The 23438-nt window shown below is 61.1% G+C and carries 18 protein-coding genes and 1 pseudogene; 18 read left to right on the top strand and 1 reads right to left on the bottom strand.

What is annotated here, in order from left to right:
* Positions 1-603: 603 nt before the first annotated feature.
* From GNZ12_RS26650 to GNZ12_RS26575, 16 genes are all read left to right on the top strand, one after another.
* Positions 604-1266 (top strand): energy transducer TonB, encoded by a 663-nt coding sequence (locus tag GNZ12_RS26650; protein ID WP_172315192.1) that lies wholly within the window; start codon positions 604-606, stop codon positions 1264-1266.
* A 77-nt stretch (positions 1267-1343) separates the two neighbouring features.
* Entirely contained in the window at positions 1344-2249 is a 906-nt protein-coding gene (locus GNZ12_RS26645) for a MotA/TolQ/ExbB proton channel family protein (protein WP_172315185.1), read from the top strand.
* A gap of 12 nt (positions 2250-2261) precedes the next feature.
* Positions 2262-2684, top strand: a complete 423-nt coding sequence (locus GNZ12_RS26640) for an ExbD/TolR family protein (RefSeq protein ID WP_172315184.1) — start codon at positions 2262-2264, stop codon at positions 2682-2684.
* Between the two features lie 11 nt (positions 2685-2695).
* A complete protein-coding gene (locus tag GNZ12_RS26635; RefSeq protein ID WP_120347768.1) occupies positions 2696-3124 on the top strand; it encodes an ExbD/TolR family protein in 429 nt (142 codons plus the stop codon).
* Between the two features lie 9 nt (positions 3125-3133).
* A complete protein-coding gene (locus GNZ12_RS26630) occupies positions 3134-4339 on the top strand; it encodes a tetratricopeptide repeat protein (RefSeq protein ID WP_172315183.1) in 1206 nt (401 codons plus the stop codon).
* 303 nt (positions 4340-4642) lie between these two features.
* Entirely contained in the window at positions 4643-5218 is a 576-nt protein-coding gene (locus GNZ12_RS26625) for a helix-turn-helix domain-containing protein (protein ID WP_172315182.1), read from the top strand.
* A gap of 376 nt (positions 5219-5594) precedes the next feature.
* Complete coding sequence (locus GNZ12_RS26620) at positions 5595-8372, top strand: TonB-dependent receptor (protein WP_172315181.1); 2778 nt, start codon at positions 5595-5597, stop codon at positions 8370-8372.
* A gap of 224 nt (positions 8373-8596) precedes the next feature.
* Positions 8597-10552 carry an extracellular solute-binding protein gene (locus tag GNZ12_RS26615; protein WP_235993897.1) on the top strand — a complete coding sequence of 652 codons (1956 nt, stop codon included), beginning with the start codon at positions 8597-8599 and terminating at the stop codon, positions 10550-10552.
* 8 nt (positions 10553-10560) lie between these two features.
* Positions 10561-11613, top strand: a complete 1053-nt coding sequence (locus tag GNZ12_RS26610) for a microcin C ABC transporter permease YejB (protein ID WP_172315180.1) — start codon at positions 10561-10563, stop codon at positions 11611-11613.
* The gene (locus tag GNZ12_RS26605) at positions 11567-12682 is read left to right on the top strand and encodes an ABC transporter permease (protein ID WP_172315179.1); all 1116 of its coding nucleotides are present in this window, start codon (positions 11567-11569) and stop codon (positions 12680-12682) included. The genes GNZ12_RS26610 and GNZ12_RS26605 overlap by 47 nt, the downstream gene beginning before the upstream one ends.
* Positions 12679-14334: an ABC transporter ATP-binding protein gene (locus GNZ12_RS26600; RefSeq protein WP_172315178.1), complete on the top strand. Its 1656-nt coding sequence runs from the start codon at positions 12679-12681 to the stop codon at positions 14332-14334. The genes GNZ12_RS26605 and GNZ12_RS26600 overlap by 4 nt, the downstream gene beginning before the upstream one ends.
* Positions 14334-15770 carry a TldD/PmbA family protein gene (locus tag GNZ12_RS26595; RefSeq protein WP_172315177.1) on the top strand — a complete coding sequence of 479 codons (1437 nt, stop codon included), beginning with the start codon at positions 14334-14336 and terminating at the stop codon, positions 15768-15770. The genes GNZ12_RS26600 and GNZ12_RS26595 overlap by 1 nt, the downstream gene beginning before the upstream one ends.
* Positions 15770-17131: a TldD/PmbA family protein gene (locus GNZ12_RS26590; RefSeq protein ID WP_172315176.1), complete on the top strand. Its 1362-nt coding sequence runs from the start codon at positions 15770-15772 to the stop codon at positions 17129-17131. Before GNZ12_RS26595 ends, GNZ12_RS26590 begins: the two co-directional genes overlap by 1 nt.
* Positions 17132-17135: 4 nt before the next feature.
* Positions 17136-17717 (top strand): GNAT family N-acetyltransferase, encoded by a 582-nt coding sequence (locus GNZ12_RS26585; RefSeq protein WP_172315175.1) that lies wholly within the window; start codon positions 17136-17138, stop codon positions 17715-17717.
* 4 nt (positions 17718-17721) lie between these two features.
* Complete coding sequence (locus tag GNZ12_RS26580; RefSeq protein WP_172315174.1) at positions 17722-18270, top strand: GNAT family N-acetyltransferase; 549 nt, start codon at positions 17722-17724, stop codon at positions 18268-18270.
* Positions 18271-18282: 12 nt separating this feature from the next.
* On the top strand, positions 18283-21483 hold the full coding sequence (locus GNZ12_RS26575) for a multidrug efflux RND transporter permease subunit (protein ID WP_172315173.1): 3201 nt from the start codon (positions 18283-18285) through the stop codon (positions 21481-21483).
* A gap of 57 nt (positions 21484-21540) precedes the next feature.
* On the opposite strand, the gene GNZ12_RS26570 is transcribed toward GNZ12_RS26575, so the two are convergent.
* On the bottom strand, positions 21541-21891 hold the full coding sequence (locus tag GNZ12_RS26570) for a DUF4148 domain-containing protein (RefSeq protein WP_172315172.1): 351 nt from the start codon (positions 21889-21891) through the stop codon (positions 21541-21543).
* 359 nt (positions 21892-22250) lie between these two features.
* Between GNZ12_RS26570 and GNZ12_RS26565 the strand changes: the two genes are divergently transcribed.
* On the top strand, positions 22251-22928 hold the full coding sequence (locus tag GNZ12_RS26565; protein WP_074286056.1) for a response regulator transcription factor: 678 nt from the start codon (positions 22251-22253) through the stop codon (positions 22926-22928).
* 13 nt (positions 22929-22941) lie between these two features.
* Positions 22942-23438 (top strand): annotated as a pseudogene (locus GNZ12_RS26560) (hypothetical protein); the annotation flags it as partial.

Genomic DNA, 23438 nt, shown 5'->3' with positions numbered 1-23438 from the left:
CAGCGGATCTGTCAGCAGTTCATGGCGTGCAATGGGAGGCCGCACTAGCGGCTGCGTCCCAATGAGCGAGCCGCGCAAGGTGCGCTCGCCTCCGTTCGACGTGCGCTTATTCTTTTAAAGCGACGCCAATACGGCATTAGTTAGAGTGCTCTCTCTAAACTTAGTATGCTCCCATCAAAAAAAGTTTGACCACGCATTTTTTGTCCTGCTATCGTTCCCTCCCATGAAACGCAGGTGACAATCGCGCAAAAAGTTCAGAAGCCGCAGCGCGCTTCGATCAAATTGTCTCCAGCTGTTCATGCCAGACGGGAATGGGCGGGTCGAACATAATCTATTAGTAGTTCTACTTAGATGGCAGTTCGGCTGGTATGAGTTGCCGCTGCGGCGTCGTACAGCTGTACCCATGTCATTGAATCAGGGTTGGGCCCTATAGCTTAAATGTAGGAATGCAAATCAAAGGCATGGGCTAAGGATGCGGTTGTCTGAAGTGAACGTTGGTTGCCGTATGTAAGCGCGCTGCAGTGACAGAAATGGACGGTTCACGCCGGAGGAGTAAAGGTGGGTACGAAAGTCGAAGGGCAATTTCCGGCAGTAACGGCCCGTATGGAGAGGCCAGGGCGCCCGCGTGAGTTTGGGCGCAAGCAGCAAAACCCAGTACGCCGTTTCGGCGGTATCGCAGTGGTTCTGCTGCTGCACATCGTGTTGATCTATGCGCTCATCAATGGCCTTGCCACCAAGGTCGTGCAGGTCATCCAGCATCCTATCGAAACGAAAATCATCGAGCCGGTGAAGCCGCCTCCGCCGCCGCCGTTGCCCACTGTGCAATTGCCGCCGCCGAAGTTCGCACCGCCGCCGCCGCCGTTCGTGCCGCCGCCGGAAGTGCAGGTGCAAACGCCGCCCCAACCGACCATCACGCATCAGTCAGCGCCGGTCGTATCGGCACCCGCCGTGGCGGCCGCACCGCCGGCGCCTCCCGCGCCGAGCAAGCCCGTAAGTGCTGAAGTCGGGGTGGTGTGCCCGAACTCGGATCAGATTCGTTCGTCGATTCGCTACCCGAAGGAAGCGCAGGAGAACAACGTGACGGGCGATGTGCTGATTGAATTCGTAGTCGACGCACAGGGCCATATTACGAATGAACGCGTTGCCAAGTCTGCGGACGATTCCTCACTCGATCGCGCTGCGTTCAACGCGGTCAAGCAGTTCACGTGCGTTTCCCAAGGCCAGGCTGTCCGTGTGCAAGTTCCGTTCTCGTTTAACCTGAACTGAAACCCACAGGCTGTTCGGTACCGGTAGCGATTTATCAGTCTTGGTTTAGAAGTTGTACTAATGAACTTGGAGCAGGCATGAAAAAGCGTACTCTCGCCGCATTGGCGGCAACCCTGTTGTTCGCCGTAACCACGGTGGATACCTTTGTGGCACCGAACATGGCCCACGCGCAAGCTAGCGACGCCACCGCGTCGGCTGCGGCGCCCGCCACGGCCGCACCGCAAACGGCCGCCCCGGCCGCTGACCAGGCGGTACCGCCGCCGGCGCCGGCCACGTCCGAAACCGTCAACAACCCGTATGGTCTTGGCGCGCTCTGGAAGAACGGCGACTTCGTCGCACGCTTCGTGCTGATATTGCTGGTGCTCATGTCGATGGGCAGCTGGTACATCATGATCACCAAGTTCTTCGAGCAGTTCCGTGCGAACCGCCGTGCAAAGAGCGCCGACGAACAACTGTGGACCGCGCCGTCGCTGGTCGAAGGCACGAAGCTGCTCGACGAAGCGTCGCCGTTCCGCTTCATCGCCGAAACGGCGATCGAGGCAGGCGAACACCATGACGAAGCACTCCTCGAAGCGGTCGACCGCAACACGTGGATCGATACGTCGGTCGAGCGTGCCATCACCAACGTGTCGAATCGTCTGCAGGACGGTCTGGCCTTCCTCGGCACGGTCGGCTCGACAGCGCCGTTCGTCGGTCTGTTCGGCACGGTGTGGGGGATTTATCACGCACTGACGGCAATCGGTATTGCCGGCCAGGCGTCGATCGACAAGGTCGCGGGCCCGGTGGGCGAGGCGCTGATCATGACCGCGATCGGCCTTGCCGTGGCCGTGCCGGCGGTGCTTGGCTACAACTTCCTGGTTCGCCGCAACAAGTCGGTGATGGAGCGGGTTCGTGCGTTCGGCGCACAACTGCACACCGTCTTGCTCGCCGGCAGCCGACGCTCGGCACGCGCTTCGGCTCGTGAAGCAGCGCTGGCCCAATAAGCGGAGTCCGTCATGGGTATGAGCGTTGGGCAGGATGATAACGACGAGGTCATCTCCAGTATCAACACCACGCCGCTTGTCGATGTGATGCTGGTTCTGCTGATCATCTTTCTGATCACGATTCCGGTGGTGACGCATACGGTGCCGGTGCAACTGCCGAAGGAGACGATCCAGCCGCTGCAAACGACGCCCAAAAGTATCGTCATTGCGGTCAACCGCGACGGCGATTTCTTCTGGAACGAGAAGCAGGTGGATGCGCCTACGCTGCTGGCACGCCTGAAAACCGTGTCGGTCATGACGCCGCAACCGGAAGTGCACGTTCGCGGTGACCAGAGCGCGCGTTATGAATTCATCGGCCGGGTCATTACCGAGTGCGAGCGCGCCGGTATCGCCAAGGTTTCGTTTATTACTGAGCCGCCCGCACGCGGCGGCTAAGAGAGGCGATCATGGGAATGAACGTATCGTCGGGCGGCAGCAGCGAACCGGATGTGATGGTCGATATCAACACCACGCCGCTGATCGACGTGATGCTGGTGTTGTTGATCATGCTGATCATCACGATTCCGATCCAGACGCACGCAATCAAGATGAACTTGCCGGTCGGCAATCCGCCGCCGCCGATCACGCAGCCGGAAGTGGTGCAGATCGATATCGACTTCGACGGCACGACGACATGGAACGGCCAGCCGGTGCCGGACCGCGCGGCGCTCGAGTCCAGGCTCGCACAGGTGGCGGCCGAGCCGGTTCAGGCGGAAATCCATCTGCGGCCGAACAAGCTGGTGCCGTACAAGGATGTCGCGGCGGTGATGGCGTCCGCCCAACGACTGGGCGCGACGAAGATCGGTCTGATCGGCAACGAGCAGTACATGCAATAAGGAAGTGGAATGCTAACGATCCATCAACGGTTCAAGCGCGCCGTCATTGCGGCCGCAATCGGGGGGCTGTCCGCGCTCGTCGTGTTGCCGGTCACATCCCATGCCGCGGACACCTTGCGGCCGGATGTGGCGAAGCCGCTGAACGCAGCGCAGGATCTGTATCGCGCGCACAAGTACAAGGATGCGTTGACGAAGATCGATCAGGCCGACGCCGTACCGGGCAAAACGCCCTATGAAAGCTACATGATTCAGGAGATGCGTGGCGCTGCGGCAGCGGCAGCCGGCGAATCCGGTGTGGCGGCCCAGGCCTACGAAACCTTGCTGAGTTCAGGACATCTGACCGGTGCTGACGAGCAGCGCACCACGGCGGCGCTCGCGGGCATCTATTTCCAGCAGAAGAACTACGCCCAGGCCGCGAAGGTGGCACAGCGCTACCTGAAGTCGGGTGGCAGCGATCCCGACATGCACACTTTGCTCGTGCAGTCTTACTACCTGTCGAACGATTGCGGCAATGTGGTGAGCCTGCTCAAGCCGAGCATCGATGCGCAAGTGCACGCCGGTCACGCACCTGACGAGTCGCAACTGCAATTGCTCGGCACCTGCGCGCAACGTGTGAAAGATGATGCGACATACCGCAGCACGCTCGAAAAGCTGGTTGCCTATCATCCGAAGCAGTCTTACTGGGACGACCTGTTCAACGCGATTCGCAGCAAGCCCGGCTATTCGTCGGCGCTCGATATCGACACCTACCGGCTGCGCCGCGCGACGGGTTCGCTCACCACCGCCGACGATTATATGGAGATGACGCAACTCGCGATCGTGGCGGGCACGACAGCCGAAAGTAAGCAGGTCATCGATCAGGGCTTTGCGTCAGGGGTTCTAGGCCATGACGCGCAGACGGATCGCGAGAAGCGATTGCAGGCGCTTGCCGCGAAACGGATGCAAGCGCCGCCCGATCCCGCGAATCCTGTCGCGCCGGTCGACATCGGCTTCAACGAGGTCTTCGCGGGGCAGGCCAAGCAGGGTCTTACGACCATGGACGCAGCGATCGCGAAGGGCGGAATCGATCACCCGGACCAGGCGCAATTGCATCTCGGTGAGGCGTACTTCGTGGCAGGCGACAAAGCGCGTGCAGTGCAAACCTTCCGTGCCGTGAAGGGCACTGACGGTTCAGCCGACCTCGCTCGTTTGTGGGTGCTGGTGGCGTCGAAGTAACGGCATCCCGATCCCGACATGTTCCATCCAGCGACGTGCTGCCGAGGTATGCGCGCACCGAACCGGGCGGGACATTCTCGCCGTATGGAACACAGGCCGTTGCCAACAAACGGCGGTGGTTGCGTGCGCAACCATTGCCCGGTTTCCGGTCAGTGCGAAAGTGTCCCGGCGATCGCATTGACTGAGCGACTCACCGCGGCAGCTAATCAGGCATATGGCGCATGTCTTAGGGAGGACGTTGCACTCAACGAAACATAGTTTAGTTTTATCAAACTAATTTTGACTACGGGATTCTGTCTTGCTATGGTTTTGCCACTCGATAACAAGGCACAGGTCGCAGTTTCTATAGGAAGCAAAGTCCGCGCGCTTCGCCAACGGCTCAAGCGCACGCTGGATGAAGTGGCAACCACTGCGGGAATTTCCAAGCCATTTTTGTCGCAGGTAGAACGAGGTCACGCAACGCCTTCAATCACATCGCTAGTGGGCATTGCGCGGGCTTTAGGTGTGACGGTGCAGTACTTCGTCGACACGCCAACCGAAGACAAGTCGGTGCGCAGAGGGAGTGAACTGAAATACTTCGGGTTCGACGGGACCGCGAATCGTTTTGCACGGCTGACGAACCTGTCGGTCGGCAGCAAGCTGGAAGTGATTCTCGTCAGGATGCCAGTGGGGCAAAACCCATCGGAAGTCACGACGCATGCAGGGGAAGAGTTTTTGTACGTGATGAGCGGCCAGATATCGCTCACGTTAGAAGGTACAACGTTCGTATTGCAGGCAGGTGACACCGCGCATTACGAATCCACGGTGCCTCACTCCTGGTCCAATACGGCCCGCGAAGAAGCAGTGGTGGTGTGGGTGGGTACGCCGCGATTATTTTAAGTGCCTTTGCTCCGTGCTTTCGTTGAAAGCCATCGCTCAGTAGTTGTAAGCATAACTTAATGTATGACTCCGGTTTGATGAGGTGGGAAATGCGTTACCCAGCCACCATCAACCGTGACGGTAGAAATGAAAACAATTGGTAAGCGCTGCGCATTTCGTTTGTAATAAATAAGTAGTCCGATATTGATGGATCTGAAGTGCCCCGTCTTCCTGTCTGTATTTGCAATTCGGTGCGCTGCTGACCGGGTTGCCGGGCAGAAGCGCGGGGCAGCTTTAACGGAGCGCGGCGCACGATCGCCGTATATCGAGTGGAGAGGTTCACAAGATCTCTCTTCACACACAGCTGTGGCCTTATTGACGAGCGGGAAGGGGAAAAATGAAACAAAGGGCATTGGCGCTGGCCATCAAAAGAATAATCTGGGCTGAACTGGCGTTGTCGGCCGCAATCGTCGTGCCGGCGTTTGCGCAAAGCCAGCCGGCCGCCACCGGAACTACGGCAGGCGCGACGACGGAGAGCACGCCGGCAGCGGCTGCGGCTCCGGCATCGGCTGCGGCTCCAGCAGCGGCTGCGGCTCCGGCATCGGGCACTGCCGCCACACCGTCCGCGGACAACAACACCGCGACACCGGCTGGCAAAGGCGTCCAGCAACTGAAGAAGTTCGAAGTGACGGGTTCGCTGATCCGCAGCTCCGACAAGGTCGGCTTCAACCAGGTTCAGACGGTTACGCAGAAAGACATTCAGAACAGCGGCGCTACGACCGTCGCCGATTTTCTGCGCGATACTTCGGCCAACTCGGCGAATAGCTGGAGCGAAGGCCAGTCTGGCAACTTTGCCGCAGGCGCTGCGGGTATCGCGCTGCGCGGTCTCAGCGAAAAATACACGCTGGTGCTGGTGGATGGACAGCGCGTTGCGCCGTTCGCGTTCTTCTCAAACAGCGTCGACTCGTTCTTCGACCTGAACACGCTGCCGTTGAACTCCATCGATCGCATCGAAATCGTGAAGACCGGTGCCGTGTCGCAATACGGCTCGGACGCTATCGCGGGCGTGGTCAACATCATCACGAAGCACGACTTCCAGGGGCTGCAACTCGACGGCAGCTACGGTAGCGCGATCAACGGCGGCGGCGGCGCCGGCACGACCAAATTCGGCGTGCTTGGCGGCTTCGGCGATCTCAACTCCGATCGCTTCAATGTGACGGCTGCGGCGAGCTACTACAAGTCGAACGGCTTCACGCTCGCAGACCGCGACTCCACGCGCAATCAGGATTTCACCAATCAGCCAGGCGGTCTTTCGTTGCTTGCGCCGTCGTACTGGAGCTTGCCGGGCGGCGGCGTGCAGGCGTTGAGCAACTGTCCGTTCGGCGGTTCGGTACGTCCTGCAGCCACCAATTCGCTGACGGCGGGATCGGCGGGCACGGTCTGCGGCTTCAACACCGCAGAAGGCACGTCCATCGCGCCGCTGACGGAACGTGAGAACGCGAAGATTCACGCTGACTTCAAGATCAACGATACGACGACGGCGTTCGGTGACTTCCTGATCAGCAGCAACACGACCACTACCAACGACGGTCTGTGGGGCAACGTGGTCGGCAATCCGCAGAACCCGACACTCGTGTTGAACCCGCAGACGAAGCTGCTTACCCCGTTTAGCACGGTGGTGCCGGCGAGCAACCCGTACAACCCGTTCGGCGTTGGTACACCGCTCACGTATGCGTTCCCGAACACGATCGCGGAAAAGACGTATGCCACGTACTGGCGCGCATCCACGGGCGTCAAGGGTTCGTTCAACCTGCCGAACGGTGAATGGGATTGGACGAGTTCGATCAGCCACTCGCAAAGCACGGTCGCGAACACCTACACGAACCAGATCAACTCCAGCGTACTGAACAACATTTATCAGAACGGGACACTGAATTTCGCGAATCCGTCGGCTACGCCCAATGCGTTCAACGGGCTGTACATGGATGCGGACAACCTGGGTATCTCGAAGCTCGATACCGTTGACGCGACGTTGTCGACGCCGGAACTGTTCCACCTGCCGGCGGGCGACGTGGGTCTCGGGTTCGGTGCGCAGTTCACGCACCAGAGCGAAGTGCTCAACCCGGGTGGGGCATTCGCAGATGGCCTCGTCATCAATCCGAATCTCCAGACGGTGAACGGCCAGCGCAACGTGGCGGCCGTCTATTACCAGGTGGACATTCCGATTGTGCGCAACCTGACCTTCAGCCAGTCGGGCCGTTACGACCATTACAGCGATGTGGGTGGTGCGTTCTCGCCGCGCTTCGCCCTGCGCTATCAGCCGGTTCAGGCGCTTACGATGTATACCTCGTACGATCGCGGCTTCCGTGCGCCGACGTTCGTTGAGGACAGCGCGTCGCAGACGCTGGGGATCCAGGTGGACCCGAAAACGGGCCTGAACTACACCTCGATCACAACGGGTAATCCGAACCTTGCGCCGGAGCACACAAAGAACTTCAACATCGGCTTCCAGCTGTCACCGACCCGCACAACCGATGTCGGCTTTGACTGGTACAAGATTCGCGTCGATAGCGTGATCGGCCAGGGCCAGCCTTCGCAGGTCTCGATCGACCCGACAACGGGCGACGTGCTCTACAAGGTCATCCCGTACCAGAACCTCGGCTACCTCGACACGAACGGCTTCGAAGGCACGTTCCGCCAGGCGTTGCCGACGACGACGGCCGGTACGTTCACCTTGTCGGGTGACTGGGCTTACGTGAACAGCTTCAAGCTCGGCTCCCCGGGCGCAGCGCCGGTGAACGGCGCGGGTAACGACTACACCCTCACGCAACCGTTCGGCGGCAGCTTCCCGCGCTGGAGAGGCAACACGACCCTGGACTGGACGTACCACAAGTTCGACGCAGCGTTGACGTGGCAGTTCACGGGTCCGTACGCGCAGAATCTGAATCCCACCGGGCCGAACAAGGTTGGATCGTACAGCCAGTTCAACCTGATGATGACGTACACGGGGTTCAAGCACTGGACGATCTACGGCGGCATCGACAACATCTTCAACCGTACCCCGCCGTACGATCCGATCTTTGCAAACGGCACGTTGGATCAGAACGGGTACGACCAGTCGATATACACGTACATTGGCCGTTTCGCGCAGATCGGCGCAACGTACAAGTTCTGATGTCCCGGCAGTTGATCTGATGGAAGCACCGCTCCGGTTTCGTTCGTGCAAGGAACCGGAGCGGTGTGCTTTAAGCGGCGACTCATCGTGCGGCGGCGCAGGCTGCCTGTCGTTGCAATGGGCCAGCGTGCGCCGGTAAAGCCAACAGGCTGCACTCGTGCCGCAGGACGAATCGCGCACAGGTCACGAGCCGGTGCGCACTGTATGGGCTGATGAAAAGAATGATGAATTCCGGACTGCTGCGCCTGCACGACGCGATGGGATGTTTGCTCGGCGCAGTGCGCTGCGCCGCGAGCATCTCGTTCGCCGTTGCCGCTGCGCCTGGCATACTGGCGGTATGCGGAGCGATCCCGACGACGGTGCAGGCGAAGCCGTCGATCTCGCAGTACGACCAGCCGAAATATCCCGCCGATTTCACGCATTTCGACTACGCAAATCCCGACGCGCCGGCTAACGGCTCGCTGAGTTTCGAAAACTATAGTGAACTGCAAACCTACGATTCGCTGAATCCGTTTCTGGTGCGCGGTGCGCCTGCGCCCGACATCCAGAATCTGATGTTCGATACGCTGATGCAGCGTAGCTGGGACGAACTGGCCTCCGAATATCCGCTGATCGCCGACGATGTCGAGGTCGCGCCGGATCTGACGTCGGCGACGTTCCATATCAATCCCGCCGCACGCTTTTCGAACGGCGACCCGATCACCGCTGCCGACGTCAAGTATTCATACGACACGTTAGCGAGTCCGCAGGCGTCGCCGCTTTTCAACGCGCAGTTCTCGATCATCAAAAGCACGACGGTAATCGACAAGAGCACGATCCGCTTCGATTTCAAGCATCCGGAACGCGATGCGCCGCTGATTGCCGGTGACTTGCCGATCTTCTCGCCGAAGTGGGGGATAGAGCCCAACGGCAAACGTCTGCCATTCGACCAGATCTCCTCCACGCCTCCGATCAGTAGCGGCCCGTATCTGATCGAGGGGCGCAAAAACGACAAGCAGATCACGTATCGCCGCAATCCCGATTACTGGGCGGCGAATCTGCCGTCGCGACGTGGCATGTTCCGTTTCGAGCGCATCACCTTCAATCTGTACCGCGACCATTACACGCAACTGGAAGCCTTCAAGGCGGGCGATGCGGACGTCATCGTCGAATACAGCGCGACGCAGTGGGCGCGCAAATATGTTGGCAAGAACTTCGACAACGGACTCCTGAAGAAGGGCGAATTCGCCGACGGCCCTGCGCAGATGCAGGGCATGCTGATGAATATGCGCAAGCCGATGTTCCAGGACCCACGCGTGCGCCATGCCTTGACGCTGGCACTCGACTACGACTGGATGAACCGGATGATGTTCTACGGCCAATACCGGCGTACGAACAGCTATTTCGAGGCCAGTCCGTTCGGCGCGACCGGCATGCCGGGCCAGAAGGAACTGGCGCTGCTCGAACCGCTGCGCGGCAGCGTGCCGCCGGAAGTGTTCGGCCCGATGCTCAAACAACCCGACACGATTCCACCGAATTCCTTGCGCGGCAATTTGCGCGTCGCGCGCGATCTGCTGGCGCAAGCCGGGTGGCACTATCGCGACGGAGCATTGCGCGACGCCCACGGTACGCCGATGACGATCGAGATCATGGACGACCAGCCCGGCATGGATCGTCTGATCCTGCCGTATATGCAGGCGCTCGACATGCTCGGCATTCAAGCCCATATGCGCGAGATCGACAGCGCGTTGTACGAGAAGCGTCTGGATAATTTCGAGTACGACATGACCACCTTCATCTATCCTCCGGTCACGATTCCGGGCGCTGAACTGACGCGCCGCTTCGGCAGTGCGGCTGCGTCCGAAGTCGGCTCCGAGAACTATACGGGTATCCGTTCTAAGGCGGTCGATTCACTGATTCACTCCGCACTCTCCGCCACCAATCTCGACGATCTGGAAGCCGCGACCCGCGCGCTGGATCGTGTGCTGATCTATTCGTTTTATCTCGTGCCCGAGTACTACGCACCGGGTGCGCGCATCGGCTACAAGAGCACGCTCGGTTTTCCGAAAATCGTACCGAATTCCTACCTGTACGAAGACTGGGTCATCGACTACTGGTATGCGAAAGCACCGGGCGCACCCGCGACACAGAAACTCCAGGCCGCGCAATCCGCGGGTTCAACCACGGCCGCGGCCCACTGAGGTACAGCATGCTTGCCTACATTCTCAGACGATTGCTGTTGATGGTGCCGACGCTGCTCGGCGTGGTCACGCTGACCTTTGTCGTCACGCAGTTCGTGCCGGGTGGGCCGGTCGAACAGGTGATGACGCAACTCCGCCACGGCGTTGGCCGTGGCGGAGAGGCGGGGGCCGGTGGTGGCGGTTATCACGGCAGCCAAGGTGTCGATCCGCAGCAACTCGAACAGATCAAGAAGCAGTTCGGCTTCGACAAGCCACCGCTCGAGCGCTACATCCTGATGCTCAAGCGCTACGCGACCTTCGATCTCGGTCAGTCCTACTATCAGCATGACAGCGTGTGGGACGTCATCAAATCGAAGCTGCCGGTGTCGATCACGCTCGGTTTATGGACCGTGATGCTCACGTATCTGATATCGGTGCCGTTGGGCATTGCGAAAGCGGTGCGCAACGGTTCGCGCTTCGATACGGTGACCAGTGTGCTGGTGCTCGCCGGCTATGCGATTCCTGGTTTCGTGCTGGGCGTGCTGTTGCTGATGCTGTTCGGCGGCGGCACGTTCTGGCAGGTGTTTCCAATGCGCGGCCTCACGTCGGATAACTTCAGCGACCTCAGTACCTTCGGCAAGCTGCTCGATTACCTGTGGCACATCGTGCTGCCGGTCACCGCTTCAGTCGTCGGCAACTTCGCGATCGTCACGATCCTGACCAAGAACACCTTCCTCGAGGAGATTGGACGTCAATACGTATTGACCGCACGTGCCAAGGGCGCGCCGGAGCGCGACGTGCTGTGGAAACACGTGCTGCGCAATGCGGCGATTCCCTTGCTGACCGGTTTGCCGGCGGCCTTCGTCGGCGCCTTCCTGAACGGCAACCTGTTGATTGAAACCCTGTTCTCGCTCGACGGCATGGGCCAACTTTCGTATGACTCGGTGATTCGCCGTGACTATCCGGTCGTGCTCGGTTCGCTGTTTCTGTTCACGCTGATCGCCCTCGTAACCAAACTCATTGCTGACGTCTGCTATGTCCTCGTCGACCCCCGCATCCAATTCAACCGCCTGGACCGCTGATCTGTCCAGTGCGGAGCACGTGGCGTCGCCGTCTCCCTGGCGGCGCACATGGCTGCGCTTCAAGCAGCAGAGGCTCGGTTACTGGAGTCTCGTGATCTTCGTATCGCTGTTTGTCATCAGCCTGTTCGGCGAGGTGCTGTCCAACGATCGTCCGCTGATCGTCCGCTATGACGGGCACTATTACTTTCCAATCGCAAAGGACTATTCGGAGAAAATTTTCGGCGGCGATTTTCCGGCGCGCGCGAATTATCTCGATCCGTATATCCGCTCGCGGCTCGAATCGAACGGCAACTTTGCGATCTATCCGCCGAATCATTTCCACTACGACACGATCGACTACTTCGCTGCCCATCCTTACCCGGCGCCGCCCACCAGAAGCAACTGGCTCGGTACGGACCAGTACGGCCGCGACGTGCTTGCGCGGCTGCTGTACGGTTTCCGGCTTTCGGTGCTGATGGCGTTCGCGCTCACGGTATCCGGCGTCATGATCGGCGTCTTGACGGGCGCGGTGCAGGGCTTTTACGGCGGACGCACCGATCTGATCGGTCAGCGTCTGATCGAGATATGGAGCTCGATGCCTGACCTGTACCTGCTGATCATCTTCGCGTCGATCTTCGAGCCGACGCTATGGTTGCTTTTTATTCTTCTGTCGATGTTTGGCTGGCTCGTGCTCTCCGACTACGTACGCGCCGAGTTCCTGCGTAACCGCTCGCTGGATTACGTGAGGGCGGCACGCACCATGGGGCTGTCGAACTGGCAGATCATGTGGCGCCATGTGCTGCCGAATAGCTTGACGCCGGTCATTACGTTTCTGCCGTTCCGCATGAGCGCGGCGATTCTGTCGCTGACCAGTCTAGACTTCCTGGGATTGGGGGTGCCACCGCCGACGCCGAGCCTTGGCGAATTGCTTCAGGAAGGCAAAAACAACCTCGACGCGTGGTGGATTTCGATTTCGGCATTTGCTGCGCTGGTGATCACGCTGCTGTTGTTGACCTTCATGGGCGACGCATTACGTAACGCGCTCGATACGCGCAAACGCGGTTCGGCTTTCGGCGGAGGTCCGCGATGAATCAAGCGTCAATCGGCCGGCCATTGCTGGAAATCGACCGTTTCTCCGTGCGTTTCGGCGACAAGATCGCCGTACATGAACTCAGCCTCTCGATCGCGCGCGGCGAGCGCGTTGCGCTCGTCGGCGAGTCGGGCTCCGGCAAGAGCGTCACTGCGTTGTCGATTCTGCGGCTCGTCGAACACGCCGATCTGAGCGGGCGCATGCTGCTCGACGGCGAAGATCTGCTGCAGAAAACCGAGCAGGAAATGCGCGGCCTGCGCGGCGCCGACGTGGCGATGGTGTTTCAGGAGCCGATGACGGCGCTCAATCCGCTCTTCACGATCGGCAAGCAGATTGCCGAGAGTTTGCGCCTGCACGAAGGCCTGCGGCCGAACGCGGCGCGTAAGCGCGGCATCGAGTTGCTCAGGCGCACCGGGATTCCCGAGCCGGAACGGCGCATCGACAGCTTTCCGCATCAACTGTCCGGTGGCCAGCGGCAGCGCGCGATGATCGCGATGGCGCTTGCGTGCCGGCCACGCCTGCTGCTTGCCGATGAACCGACCACCGCGCTCGACGTCACCGTGCGTCAGCAGATCGTCGATCTGTTGATTGCGTTGCAGGAGCAGGAAGCGGCCGAGCGCGGCATGGCGGTGCTGCTGATCACGCATGATCTGAATCTGGTGAAGCGTTTCGCGCAGCGCGTCGCGGTGATGGAGAAGGGCGTGCTGGTCGAAACCAATACGACCGAGGCGCTGTTCTCCAATCCACAGCATCCCTACACCCAACGCCTGCTGGACAGCGAACCGCAGCGTGCGGTGGAGCCGGTAGAGACGGACGCGCGGCCTTTGCTCGACGTCCAGGGACTCGCCGTCGACTACAGCACCTCCGCGAAGGGTTGGCGTTCCATGTTCGGGCGCTCCACGTTCCGCGCGGTGCAGGACGTCGATCTGAGCGTGCGCCGCGGCGAAACGCTCGGTATCGTCGGCGAATCGGGGTCGGGCAAATCGACACTGGCGGCCACCGTGCTCGGCCTGCAGCGACCGGCGGCCGGTCATATCCATATCGACGGTTTGCCGCTCGCCACGCTGAAAACAGCGCGCTCCCGCCGCGCGTTGTATTCGCGCATGCAAGTCGTGTTTCAGGACCCGTTCGGCTCGTTGTCGCCACGCATGACGGTAGAGCAGATCATCGGCGAAGGGCTGACCATGCATCAGCCCGAGATGGACGCGAAGGCGCGGCGCGCCCGCATAGGCAGTCTGCTGGAAGAAGTGGGCATGCCGGCGGACGCCATGCTGCGGTATCCGCATGAGTTTTCCGGCGGTCAGCGCCAGCGTATCGCGATTGCGCGTGCGCTCGCGGTCGAGCCGGAATTGCTGGTGCTCGATGAGCCGACCAGTGCACTCGACGTATCCATCCAGAAACAGGTGCTGAATCTACTGACAAATCTGCAGAAAAAGTACAAGCTAAGCTATTTGTTCATTACGCACGATCTGGCGGTGATGCGAGCCATGGCGCATCGCGTGATCGTGATGAAGTCAGGCCGCATTGTTGAAGCCGGCGACACACTCGATGTGTTGCGCGCGCCATCGCATCCTTATACCCAGTCGCTGCTGGCGTCGTCGCTGATCGTGGCGCCGGCGGCGGGCAATCGAGATTCATACGGGAACCGCTAATGATTGACGAACGTTGGGCGCAGGCCGCCCGGTCGCTTACGAGCCGCGCGGCGTTCTGGTCGCTGCGCATTGTCGACGAACAGATCGACGATCACGAGATTCGCAATGACATCGCGCAACCCATGCGCACGGTGCGCGATTGCGGTGCGATGCTGATCGCATGGGTGGACGCGGGAGCAGGTTATGCCGCCACCGCGAATCTGAGTGCCGCAGGTTTGCAGGCAGCGCTGGATCTTGCCACGGCGCGAGCGGAAGCGAGCGCCGCCTTGTCCTTGATCGACCATCGCGAAGTGGCGCGTCCTGCCGTGAGCGGTCACTATGTGTCGCCGAACGCACAGCGTGCATTACCGAGCCGCGCCGAATGGTTAGACCGCCTCGCCGTGGAATGCGCGGGCGCGAATCTCGATGCACGGATTGTCGAACGCGTCGCAGCGGTGCAGATCACGCATACCGATCAGCTCTACATGACCGGCGACGGTGTGCGGATCGATCAGCAGTTCCAGTTCGTGATGCCGCAGTTGAGCGTGGCCGCGCACGCGGACGGCGATACGCAGGTGCGTACCCTTGGCGGCAACTACGGCACTTTGGGGCAGGGCGGCATGGAAGTGCTGACACGCTTCGGCTTCGACGGCTCGGGTGTCCGCGTCGCCAATGAAGCGCTGCAATTGCTGGCCGCACCGAATTGCCCGTCAGGCAAGCGCGATTTGCTGCTGATGCCCGATCAGATGATGCTGCAGATTCACGAATCGATCGGCCATCCGCTTGAACTCGATCGTATTCTCGGCGACGAGCGCAACTTCGCCGGCTGGAGCTTCGTCAAGAAGGAGATGTTCGGCTCGTACCGCTACGGTTCGGAACTGCTGAACGTGACCTTCGACCCGGAACTGCGCGAGGAAGCCGCCTCGTACGCATTCGACGACGACGGCACAGAGGCGCACAAGCAATACCTGATTCGTGACGGCGTGCTCGAACGTCCGCTCGGCGGCGCGCTTTCGCAGCAACGTGCGCATATGGCCGGCGTGGCGAACTCGCGAGCGTCGAACTGGAACCGCCCGCCGATCGACCGGATGGCGAATCTGAACATCGAACCCGGCGAGAGTTCGCTAGAGCAGATGATCGGCAACATCGAACACGGCATTCTGATGCGCACCAATACGTCCTGGTCGATCGACGACCATCGCAACAAATTCCAGTTCGGCTGCGAATTCGGTCAACTGATCGAAAACGGCAAGCTCACCCAGATCGTCAAACAGCCGAATTACCGCGGCATCTCGGCGAATTTCTGGCGCAGCCTGAGCGCGGTGGGCAACGCGGATACGCGCGAGGTGTACGGCACGTCCATGTGCGGCAAGGGCGAACCGGCACAGATCATTCGCGTTGGTCACGCCTCGCCGGCTTGCGTGTTCAGCAACATCGACGTGTTCGGAGGCGCATGATGAGTCAATTCATGTCTTCGCGCTCCGCTACGTCGATCGACTGGCAGCAGCATTTCACTTCACTGGCCGATGCCATCGAACGCTTGCAGCAAGGCGCGGAAACCACGCTGAGTTCATTTGCCGGCGAACAGTCGGACTTTATCCGTTTCAACTCGGGCAAGGTGCGGCAGATCGGCAGCGTGTCGCAAGGCAAGCTGACCTTGCGCTTGATCGACGGTGCACACCAGGCCTATTCGACGCTGACTGTCTGCGGCGATCTGCAACAGGATCTGGACGATGTGAACGCGGCGCTCGCCACCTTGCGTGAAAGCTTGCGCGGTGCGGCGGACGATCCGCATTTGTTGTTCGACACGTCGCAATGGCAGCGCGCCACGCAACGCTCGGGCAAGCTGCCGGAGCCGGGCGGCTTGTTGCGCACCGTTGCCGAATGCGCGCAAGGGCTGGATTTCGTGGGCTTTTACGCGGGCGGAACGATCGTGCGCGGTTTTGCGTCCACGAGCGGCAGCCGCGGCTGGTACGAAGTCGATAACTTCAATTTCAGCTGGTCGCTATACGACCCGAGCGGCCGCGCGATCAAAACGACTTACGCGGGCGACGACTGGAGCGATGCTGTTTTCGCGAGCAAGGTCGAGCAGGCCGCAACGCGTCTCGCCGTGCTGGCGCGCACACCGCGCACGTTGGAGCCGGGACGTTATCGCTCGTATCTGGCACCCGCGGCGCTCGCGGAATTGCTTAGCGTGACGGCATGGTCCGGGTTCTCCGCTCGCGCCCAGGCAAGTTCGCGCAGCGAGTTGTACAAGCTGCATGTGGGAGAAATCGTAGTCGACCCGCGCGTCACGATCAGCGAAGATCTGAATCTTGGCATTACACCCGGCTTCAACGACGACGGCTACCTGCGCGAAAGCGTCCCGTTGATTCAGGCCGGCCGCAGTGCCGAACGTTTGACCAATGCGCGCAGTGCACGCGAGTACGGCTTGACGCCCAACGGTGCGCTGGCGAACGAGTCGCCGGCGGCGCTCTCGATGCAAGCGGGCGATCTGCTGGAAGAAGACGTGCTGGCGAAGCTCGATACCGGTCTTTACATCGGCAATCTCTGGTACGTGAATTTCTCAGACCGGATGAATTGCCGCCTGACCGGCATGACGCGCTTCGCGACCTTCTGGGTCGAGAACGGGCAGATCGTCGCGCCGCTCGAAGCCATGCGTTTCGACGACAGCCTGTACCGTCTGCTCGGCAGCGAACTCGAGCAACTCGGCGCGCAAGCGGAATTGTTATTGAGCGACTCGACATGGGGCGAGCGCGCCACGGGCGGTATGCAACTGCCCGGCATCCTCGCGAGGTCATTCGAATTGACGTTATGAGCCTATGAATCAAGACATAAAAACAAAATCCAAATCTGAGAGCTTGCCCGAGGGCCTGACGCTGCGCGCGTTGCGCGTGGCCGACGTGGAGCAATTCCACGCCATGCAGCAGTTGCCGGTCGTAGTGAACGGCAATCCGCATGTGCCGTTTCGGACGATTGCCAGCACGCGCGAATACCTCGAAAAACTCGAGCCCCCCGAGATCGCGATCGCGGCGATGGTCGGCGACACGCTGGTCGGTGAGGCGGAACTCACGCCTTTTAAAGGGCGCCGCGCGCATGTGGCCTCGCTCGGAATTTGCGTGCATGACGCATGGCACCGGCGCGGCATCGGCAATGCGCTGATGACCGAACTGATCGATCTGACCGACAACTGGCTTGGTCTGCGCCGCCTCGAGTTGCACGTTTTCGCCGATAACCATGCAGCGCTTGCGCTATATCGCAAGTTCGGCTTTGAAATCGAAGCGCACCAGCGTGGCGCAGTGTTGCGCCGCGGCGTGCTGATCGACTGTTATTTCATGGCGCGGCTGCGTGAGCCGGCGCCGTGGATGTCGACGTCATCATCGGCCAACTTCGCGGCGGAATAAGACTATGAAAGAAGAAACGTTGCAGGCCGCTTTCGCGCTCGACAATCGTATTACGGTTCGAGCGCTCGAATCGTCCGACATGGATGCGTTCGCCGAGATCATGAGCATGCCAGGCGTTCGGCGTGGCACGCTGTCGGTCGGCTACCGCATCACTGAACAGCTCAAGGCGTGGCACGAGCGGCGCCTCAAAGGCGGCGTGAGCGTGTGCGCGACCATCGGCGGGCGCATGGTTGGCCACGCCGGGTTGGAGGTTCAACGGCCCAGCCGTGCGCATTGCGCGCATTTAGGCGTGGCCGTGCATGACGCGTATCATGGGCGCGGTATCGGCACGGCGCTGCTGCAAGGGCTGACTGACTGCGCGGATGCGTCGCTCGGTTTGCGCCGCATCGAGCTCACGGTATTTTCCGACAACGCGCCGGCGATCGCGCTGTACCGCAAGTTCGGCTTTGTCGAAGAAGGCCGCTCGCGCGGTTTTGCCATGCGCGACGGCGTACTGGCCGACGTGCTGCATATGGCCCGCCTCGTCGACGCACCGCGCCTCCAGGCAATCTGAACGGATTATTGCGTGCCATTCTTTTTCATCGACCGTCCGGTCTTCGCATGGATTGTTGCGCTCGCCATTGTCGTGGCGGGCGCGCTCGCCATTCCGCAACTGCCGGTGGCGCAGTATCCGCGTCTTGCGCCGCCGCGCATCGTGATCAGCGCCACTTATCCGGGGGCGGCGACGGAAGTGACGGACGCCAACGTCGGCAGCATCATCGAGGAGAGTCTCGATGGCGCCGACAATATGCTGTACTACGAAACGACCAGCGACAACCTCGGCGATCTCGAGATCGACGCAACCTTTGCGCCGGGCACCAATCCTGATCTTGCGCTGGTCGACATCCAGAACCGTCTCAAGCAGGTCGAGCCGCGCTTGCCGCAACAGGTCGTGCAGCAGGGCATCAGCGTATTCAAGGCTGCCAACACGTTTCTGATGCTGGTCGCGCTGACATCCACAGATGGCTCGCGCGATTCCGTGCAATTGAGCGACTACCTGAGCCGCTACGTATTGCGCGAACTGAAGCGCGCGCCGGGCGTGGGCGCGGCGGAGTTGTGGGACGCCGACGAAGCGCTGCGCATCTGGCTTGATCCAATGAAGCTGCGCGAATACAACCTCGGCGCAGCGGAAGTGAACGCCGCGATCGCCGCGCAGAACGCCACGGTAACGGCCGGTACGTTGGGCGACGCGCCGTTCGTTCCGGGGCAGCAATTGACGGCCTCGGTCAGCGTGAAGGGGCAACTGATCTCGCCCGCCGAGTTCGGACAGATCGTGCTGAAGGCGCTGCCCGACGGCTCGACGGTGCGCTTGCGAGACGTCGCGCGGGTCGAACTTGGGCGCGACAATTATTCGTTCTATTCGCGTCTGAACGGCAAGGCTGCGGCGACCGTCGGCATTCAACTCGGGCCGCGCGGCAATGCGCTCGAAACGTCCAACGCGATTCGCGCTCGCCTCGCCGAGTTATCAAAAAGCTTGCCGCCGGGCGTCGCCGTCGAAATCCCGTTCGACAACGCGCATTTCGTGCAGATCGCGATTCGTGAGGTGCTCGTCACACTGGCAGAAGCGGTGGCGCTGGTGTTCTTCGTGATGTGGCTGTTCCTGCGCGATCTGCGCTACACGCTGGTGCCGACGGTGGTGATTCCCGTCACGCTGATGGGCGCGTTTCTCGCGATGTACGCTTGCGGCCTGTCGATCAACGTGTTCACGATGTTTGGCCTTGTGCTTGCAATCGGTATCCTCGTCGACGATGCGATCGTGGTGGTGGAGAGCGTGCATCGCGTGATGGAAGAAGAAGGTTTGCCGCCGCGCGAGGCCACCCGTAAGGCGATGTCGCAGATCGGCGGCGCGATCGTCGGCGTGACCGCGGTGTTGACGGCCGTGTTCGTGCCGATGGCGTTCTTTCCGGGTGGTGTCGGCGGCATCTACCGGCAGTTCGCGGTGGCGATGATCGCGTCGATGCTGGTGTCGTCGTTCATGGCTTTGTCGTTGACGCCCGCGCTGTGCGCGAATCTGCTGAAGGCGCACAAGCACCCGGTGAGTGAACGCGACGCCCGCCGCGGCGTGCTCGGCTTCGCAGCGCGAGCGGCGAGCCGTTTCACTTCCGGTTTCGATCGGGCCGCGAGCGGCTATCGTGGGCTGACCGCGCGCACGCTGCGGCGTATCGGCCCGATGCTGGCAATCTATGCCGTGCTGGTCGGCGCGTGCGCCGCGCTCTACTGGCAAATGCCCGATGGCTTTTTGCCGAGCGAAGACGAAGGCCAGTTGCAGGTGATGGTGCAATTGCCGGCCGGTGCAACGCAGGAGCGTACGCTCGCGGTGGTCCAGCGGATGGAGAAGATCCTGCACGCGGAGCCCGCGATTGCACACGTCACCAGTGTGGTCGGCTGGAGTTTTACCGGTAGCGGTCAGAACGTGGCGATGGGCTTCGTCGAACTGAAAGACTGGGGCAAGCGCGACACCGATGCGATGGCGTTGCGCGACCGGCTCAATGAGAAGTTCGACAAGATTCTCGATGGTGACGTGGAGGCGCAATTGCCGCCTTCCGTGCCGGGGCTTGGGCATTCGGACGGCTTCGTGTTCCGGCTCGAAGATCGCGGTGGAGTCGGGCTGGACGCGCTGAAGGCTGCGCGCGAGCAACTGTTCGCGCAGGCCAAGGCGAGCCCGGTGCTGGCCTCGGTGCATTCGGAGGATCTGCCGGATGCGCCGCGCGTCGAACTCATCATCGACCGCGCGAAAGCGTACGCGCTCGGCGTGCCGTTCGAGCGGATCTCCGATGTGCTGGGCAGCACCTTTGGCTCGACGTATATCGACGATTTTCCTGCCGGTGGCCGGATGCGCCGCGTGATGATCTCCGCCGACGCCGCCACGCGGATGACCGAAGACGATCTGATGGCGCTCGCCGTGCCGAACTCGACCGGCGGCATGGTGCCGCTATCCGCGATTGCGTCACGTCACTGGAGCATTGGTCCGGTGATGCTGACGCGCTACAACGGCTATCCGTCACTGGACGTGAGCGGCCACGCTGCGCCCGGCTACAGTTCGGGCGCGGCGATGGCGGAGATGGAGCGGCTCGCCGCTTCGTTGCCGGTCGGTGTCTCGTATGACTGGGTCGACGCGGCGCGCGAAGAAACTGCGGCGGCACAGCTCACCCCGTTGCTGATTGGCTTGTCATTGCTGGCCGTGTTCATGGCGCTGGCTGCCTTATACGAAAGCTGGACGATCCCGCTTGCCGTGCTGATGGTCGTGCCGCTCGGCGTGATCGGCGCAGTCGCCGCCATGCTGCTGCGCGGCATGCCCAACGATGTGTACTTCAAGGTCGGCATGATTACGGTCATTGGCCTCGCGGCAAAGAACGCGATTCTGATCGTGCAGTTCGCACGCGATCTGTATCGACGGGGCCTGCCGTTGACGCGTGCCGTGACCGAAGCGGCCGCCGCGCGCTTCCGGCCGATCGTGATGACCTCGGCGGCGTTCCTGCTGGGCGTCGCGCCGTTGGTGGTGTCGAGCGGTGCGGGCGCCGAAAGCCGCCGCTCGATCGGCACCGGGGTGTTCGGCGGGGTGCTGGCGGCCACGCTGTTCGGCCTCGTGTTCGCGCCGGTCGCGTTTCATGCGGTCGCCTCGCTAACCTATAGCAGGCGGCGGCTCGCGGCGCTGCGGCGCAAGCGTGACGAGCGGCGCGTGCGCCGTGAGACGAGCGAAAGCGGCCGTTTGACGAATGGCCGATAGTGTTACGGTGCCCACGCCGCGCGTGGGCACCGTCGCCGTCAATGTCGAACGCGGCGTTCAGCCTGCCGGCTGATTCGCCGCCTGAGTGGGCGCTGCACTGGCCGGCGTTTGCGTAGCGGTGGTCGACGCATGCGCGACCGGCATGCAATCCGCGCGATATTCGGCCTGCACTTTCTGCTCAGCCTGTTGCAGATCATTGGGGTATTCGTCGTCGTCGTTGCTGGGGCTGTAGCCGACCGCTTCCAGTTCACTGAGCTCGTTCATCAACTGCTTGTGCGTGACTTCGCTCTTCTGCTGCTTGAACGGATAGTCGTTGCATTGCTGCTGCGTGAGGCCGGGCGAGGCCATCGCCGAAGCGCTGCCGATCAGCAGAAGGGTAGTGACGAGGGTCCTGGTTGCGAGTTTCATTTTCATACCATCCACGATAAGGTTCGAGTCGGACCGCAAAGAATCAGCGGGATGACAGTAGGCTAGTTGAGACGGCCTACCGGAGCGGCGTCGGGAAAATGAAATTTGTTTTATCGTTCAGCCGGCTGTTTTTTTGAGCCCTGCGGCGAACTTAAATTTTTCTTCATGAAACGGACGCTCGTCCGCTATACGACCGCGCGTAGCCTGCATGCAGGTACTGGGTAAAGCGGCGACATCCGTCGAATCGCACGCCCGTACTCTGAACGCGCAAGCCGAATATGGCATCATGTCCTTCTACTGATAACCGGTCGTGCCCGCCGCTTGCATTGGTAGAGCTGGCTGCGGCGCATGCAATGATCATGTCGCGAGTACTGACGATCGAAGATGATGAAATTACCGCGAATGAGATTGTCGGTGAGCTGAAGAGTCGTGGATTTACTGTGGATTGGGTGGCGAACGGCCGCGACGGCATGGCGCGCGCGATCAGCGAAGACTACGACGTGATCACGCTCGACCGCATGCTGCCGGGCGTGGACGGTCTCACGATTCTCACCACCATGCGCAGTATCGGCATTCAAACGCCGGTGCTGATGTTGAGCGCGCTGGGCGATGTGGATGAACGGGTGCGCGGCCTGCGTGCCGGTGGCGACGATTATCTGACCAAGCCTTTCGACCCCGAAGAAATGACCGCGCGTCTCGAAGTCCTGTTGCGCCGCAGTCAAACACCGGCCACGCCACTCGAAACGCATCTGCGGGTCGGCCCGCTCGAACTCGATCTGATTTCCCGCAAGGTTCAACGCGACGGCGAAGAGATCGTCTTGCTGCCCACTGAATATCGCGTGCTCGAATTCATGATGCGGCATGCGGGACAAACCATCACGCGCACCATGCTGTTCGAAGCCGTGTGGGGCTATCACTTCGACCCAGGCACCAATCTGATCGACGTGCACATGGGCCGGCTGCGCAAAAAAATTGACCCACCCGGCGTCACGCCGATGATTCAGACCGTGCGCGGCTCGGGTTATATCCTCGCATGAGCAGACCAATTTGATGGACACAACCTTCCCGGCCACCTCCGCGCTCGGGCGGCGCTGGCATTCCACGACCTTTCGCCTGCTATCGATCTACGCGGTTATCTTTTCCCTTTCGGTGATGTTGCTACTGGGCTACATCGGCTGGGCCGTGACCGGCGACATGGAGCGCGAGACGGATGTGGTGATGGACTGGCAACTGGTCTACTTCGATTCACTGCCTGACTCCAGTATTGCTGACGCGATTCATCGGCGTATCGAACACGAGCGCATGCACACCAATTACTACGGCCTGTTTGCTCCCGACGGCCGTCTGGTGGCCGGCGACGTGCTGGTGTATCCGACGACACTACCCATCAATCGCACCGGCAAGACGCTCGATCTCGCGCTCGCGATGGGCCGCAACGACCAGGTGCCGGTGGTTCGCGCCATGGCCGAGCGGCGCAAGGACGGCTCGACGCTCGTCATCGCGCGTGACCTGACACACATTTTGCGGATTCGCGAGACCATCATTAA

Origin of the sequence: Paraburkholderia solitsugae, from assembly GCF_013177695.1 — a bacterium.
GTDB lineage: Bacteria > Pseudomonadota > Gammaproteobacteria > Burkholderiales > Burkholderiaceae > Paraburkholderia > Paraburkholderia solitsugae.
Note: the sequence above shows the minus strand (reverse complement) of the source record. Positions and strands in the feature narration are given on the sequence as shown.

Coding starts and splice junctions, on each gene's coding strand:
- GNZ12_RS26615 (WP_235993897.1), top strand. CDS start 8,597: ATGAATTCCGGACTGCTGCGCCTGCACGACGCGATGGGATGTTTGCTC.
- GNZ12_RS26635 (WP_120347768.1), top strand. CDS start 2,696: ATGGGAATGAACGTATCGTCGGGCGGCAGCAGCGAACCGGATGTGATG.
- GNZ12_RS26620 (WP_172315181.1), top strand. CDS start 5,595: ATGAAACAAAGGGCATTGGCGCTGGCCATCAAAAGAATAATCTGGGCT.
- GNZ12_RS26580 (WP_172315174.1), top strand. CDS start 17,722: ATGAAAGAAGAAACGTTGCAGGCCGCTTTCGCGCTCGACAATCGTATT.
- GNZ12_RS26595 (WP_172315177.1), top strand. CDS start 14,334: ATGATTGACGAACGTTGGGCGCAGGCCGCCCGGTCGCTTACGAGCCGC.
- GNZ12_RS26570 (WP_172315172.1), bottom strand. CDS start 21,891: ATGAAACTCGCAACCAGGACCCTCGTCACTACCCTTCTGCTGATCGGC.
- GNZ12_RS26640 (WP_172315184.1), top strand. CDS start 2,262: ATGGGTATGAGCGTTGGGCAGGATGATAACGACGAGGTCATCTCCAGT.
- GNZ12_RS26630 (WP_172315183.1), top strand. CDS start 3,134: ATGCTAACGATCCATCAACGGTTCAAGCGCGCCGTCATTGCGGCCGCA.
- GNZ12_RS26600 (WP_172315178.1), top strand. CDS start 12,679: ATGAATCAAGCGTCAATCGGCCGGCCATTGCTGGAAATCGACCGTTTC.
- GNZ12_RS26585 (WP_172315175.1), top strand. CDS start 17,136: ATGAATCAAGACATAAAAACAAAATCCAAATCTGAGAGCTTGCCCGAG.
- GNZ12_RS26625 (WP_172315182.1), top strand. CDS start 4,643: ATGGTTTTGCCACTCGATAACAAGGCACAGGTCGCAGTTTCTATAGGA.
- GNZ12_RS26610 (WP_172315180.1), top strand. CDS start 10,561: ATGCTTGCCTACATTCTCAGACGATTGCTGTTGATGGTGCCGACGCTG.
- GNZ12_RS26565 (WP_074286056.1), top strand. CDS start 22,251: ATGTCGCGAGTACTGACGATCGAAGATGATGAAATTACCGCGAATGAG.
- GNZ12_RS26645 (WP_172315185.1), top strand. CDS start 1,344: ATGAAAAAGCGTACTCTCGCCGCATTGGCGGCAACCCTGTTGTTCGCC.
- GNZ12_RS26590 (WP_172315176.1), top strand. CDS start 15,770: ATGAGTCAATTCATGTCTTCGCGCTCCGCTACGTCGATCGACTGGCAG.
- GNZ12_RS26605 (WP_172315179.1), top strand. CDS start 11,567: ATGTCCTCGTCGACCCCCGCATCCAATTCAACCGCCTGGACCGCTGAT.
- GNZ12_RS26650 (WP_172315192.1), top strand. CDS start 604: ATGGAGAGGCCAGGGCGCCCGCGTGAGTTTGGGCGCAAGCAGCAAAAC.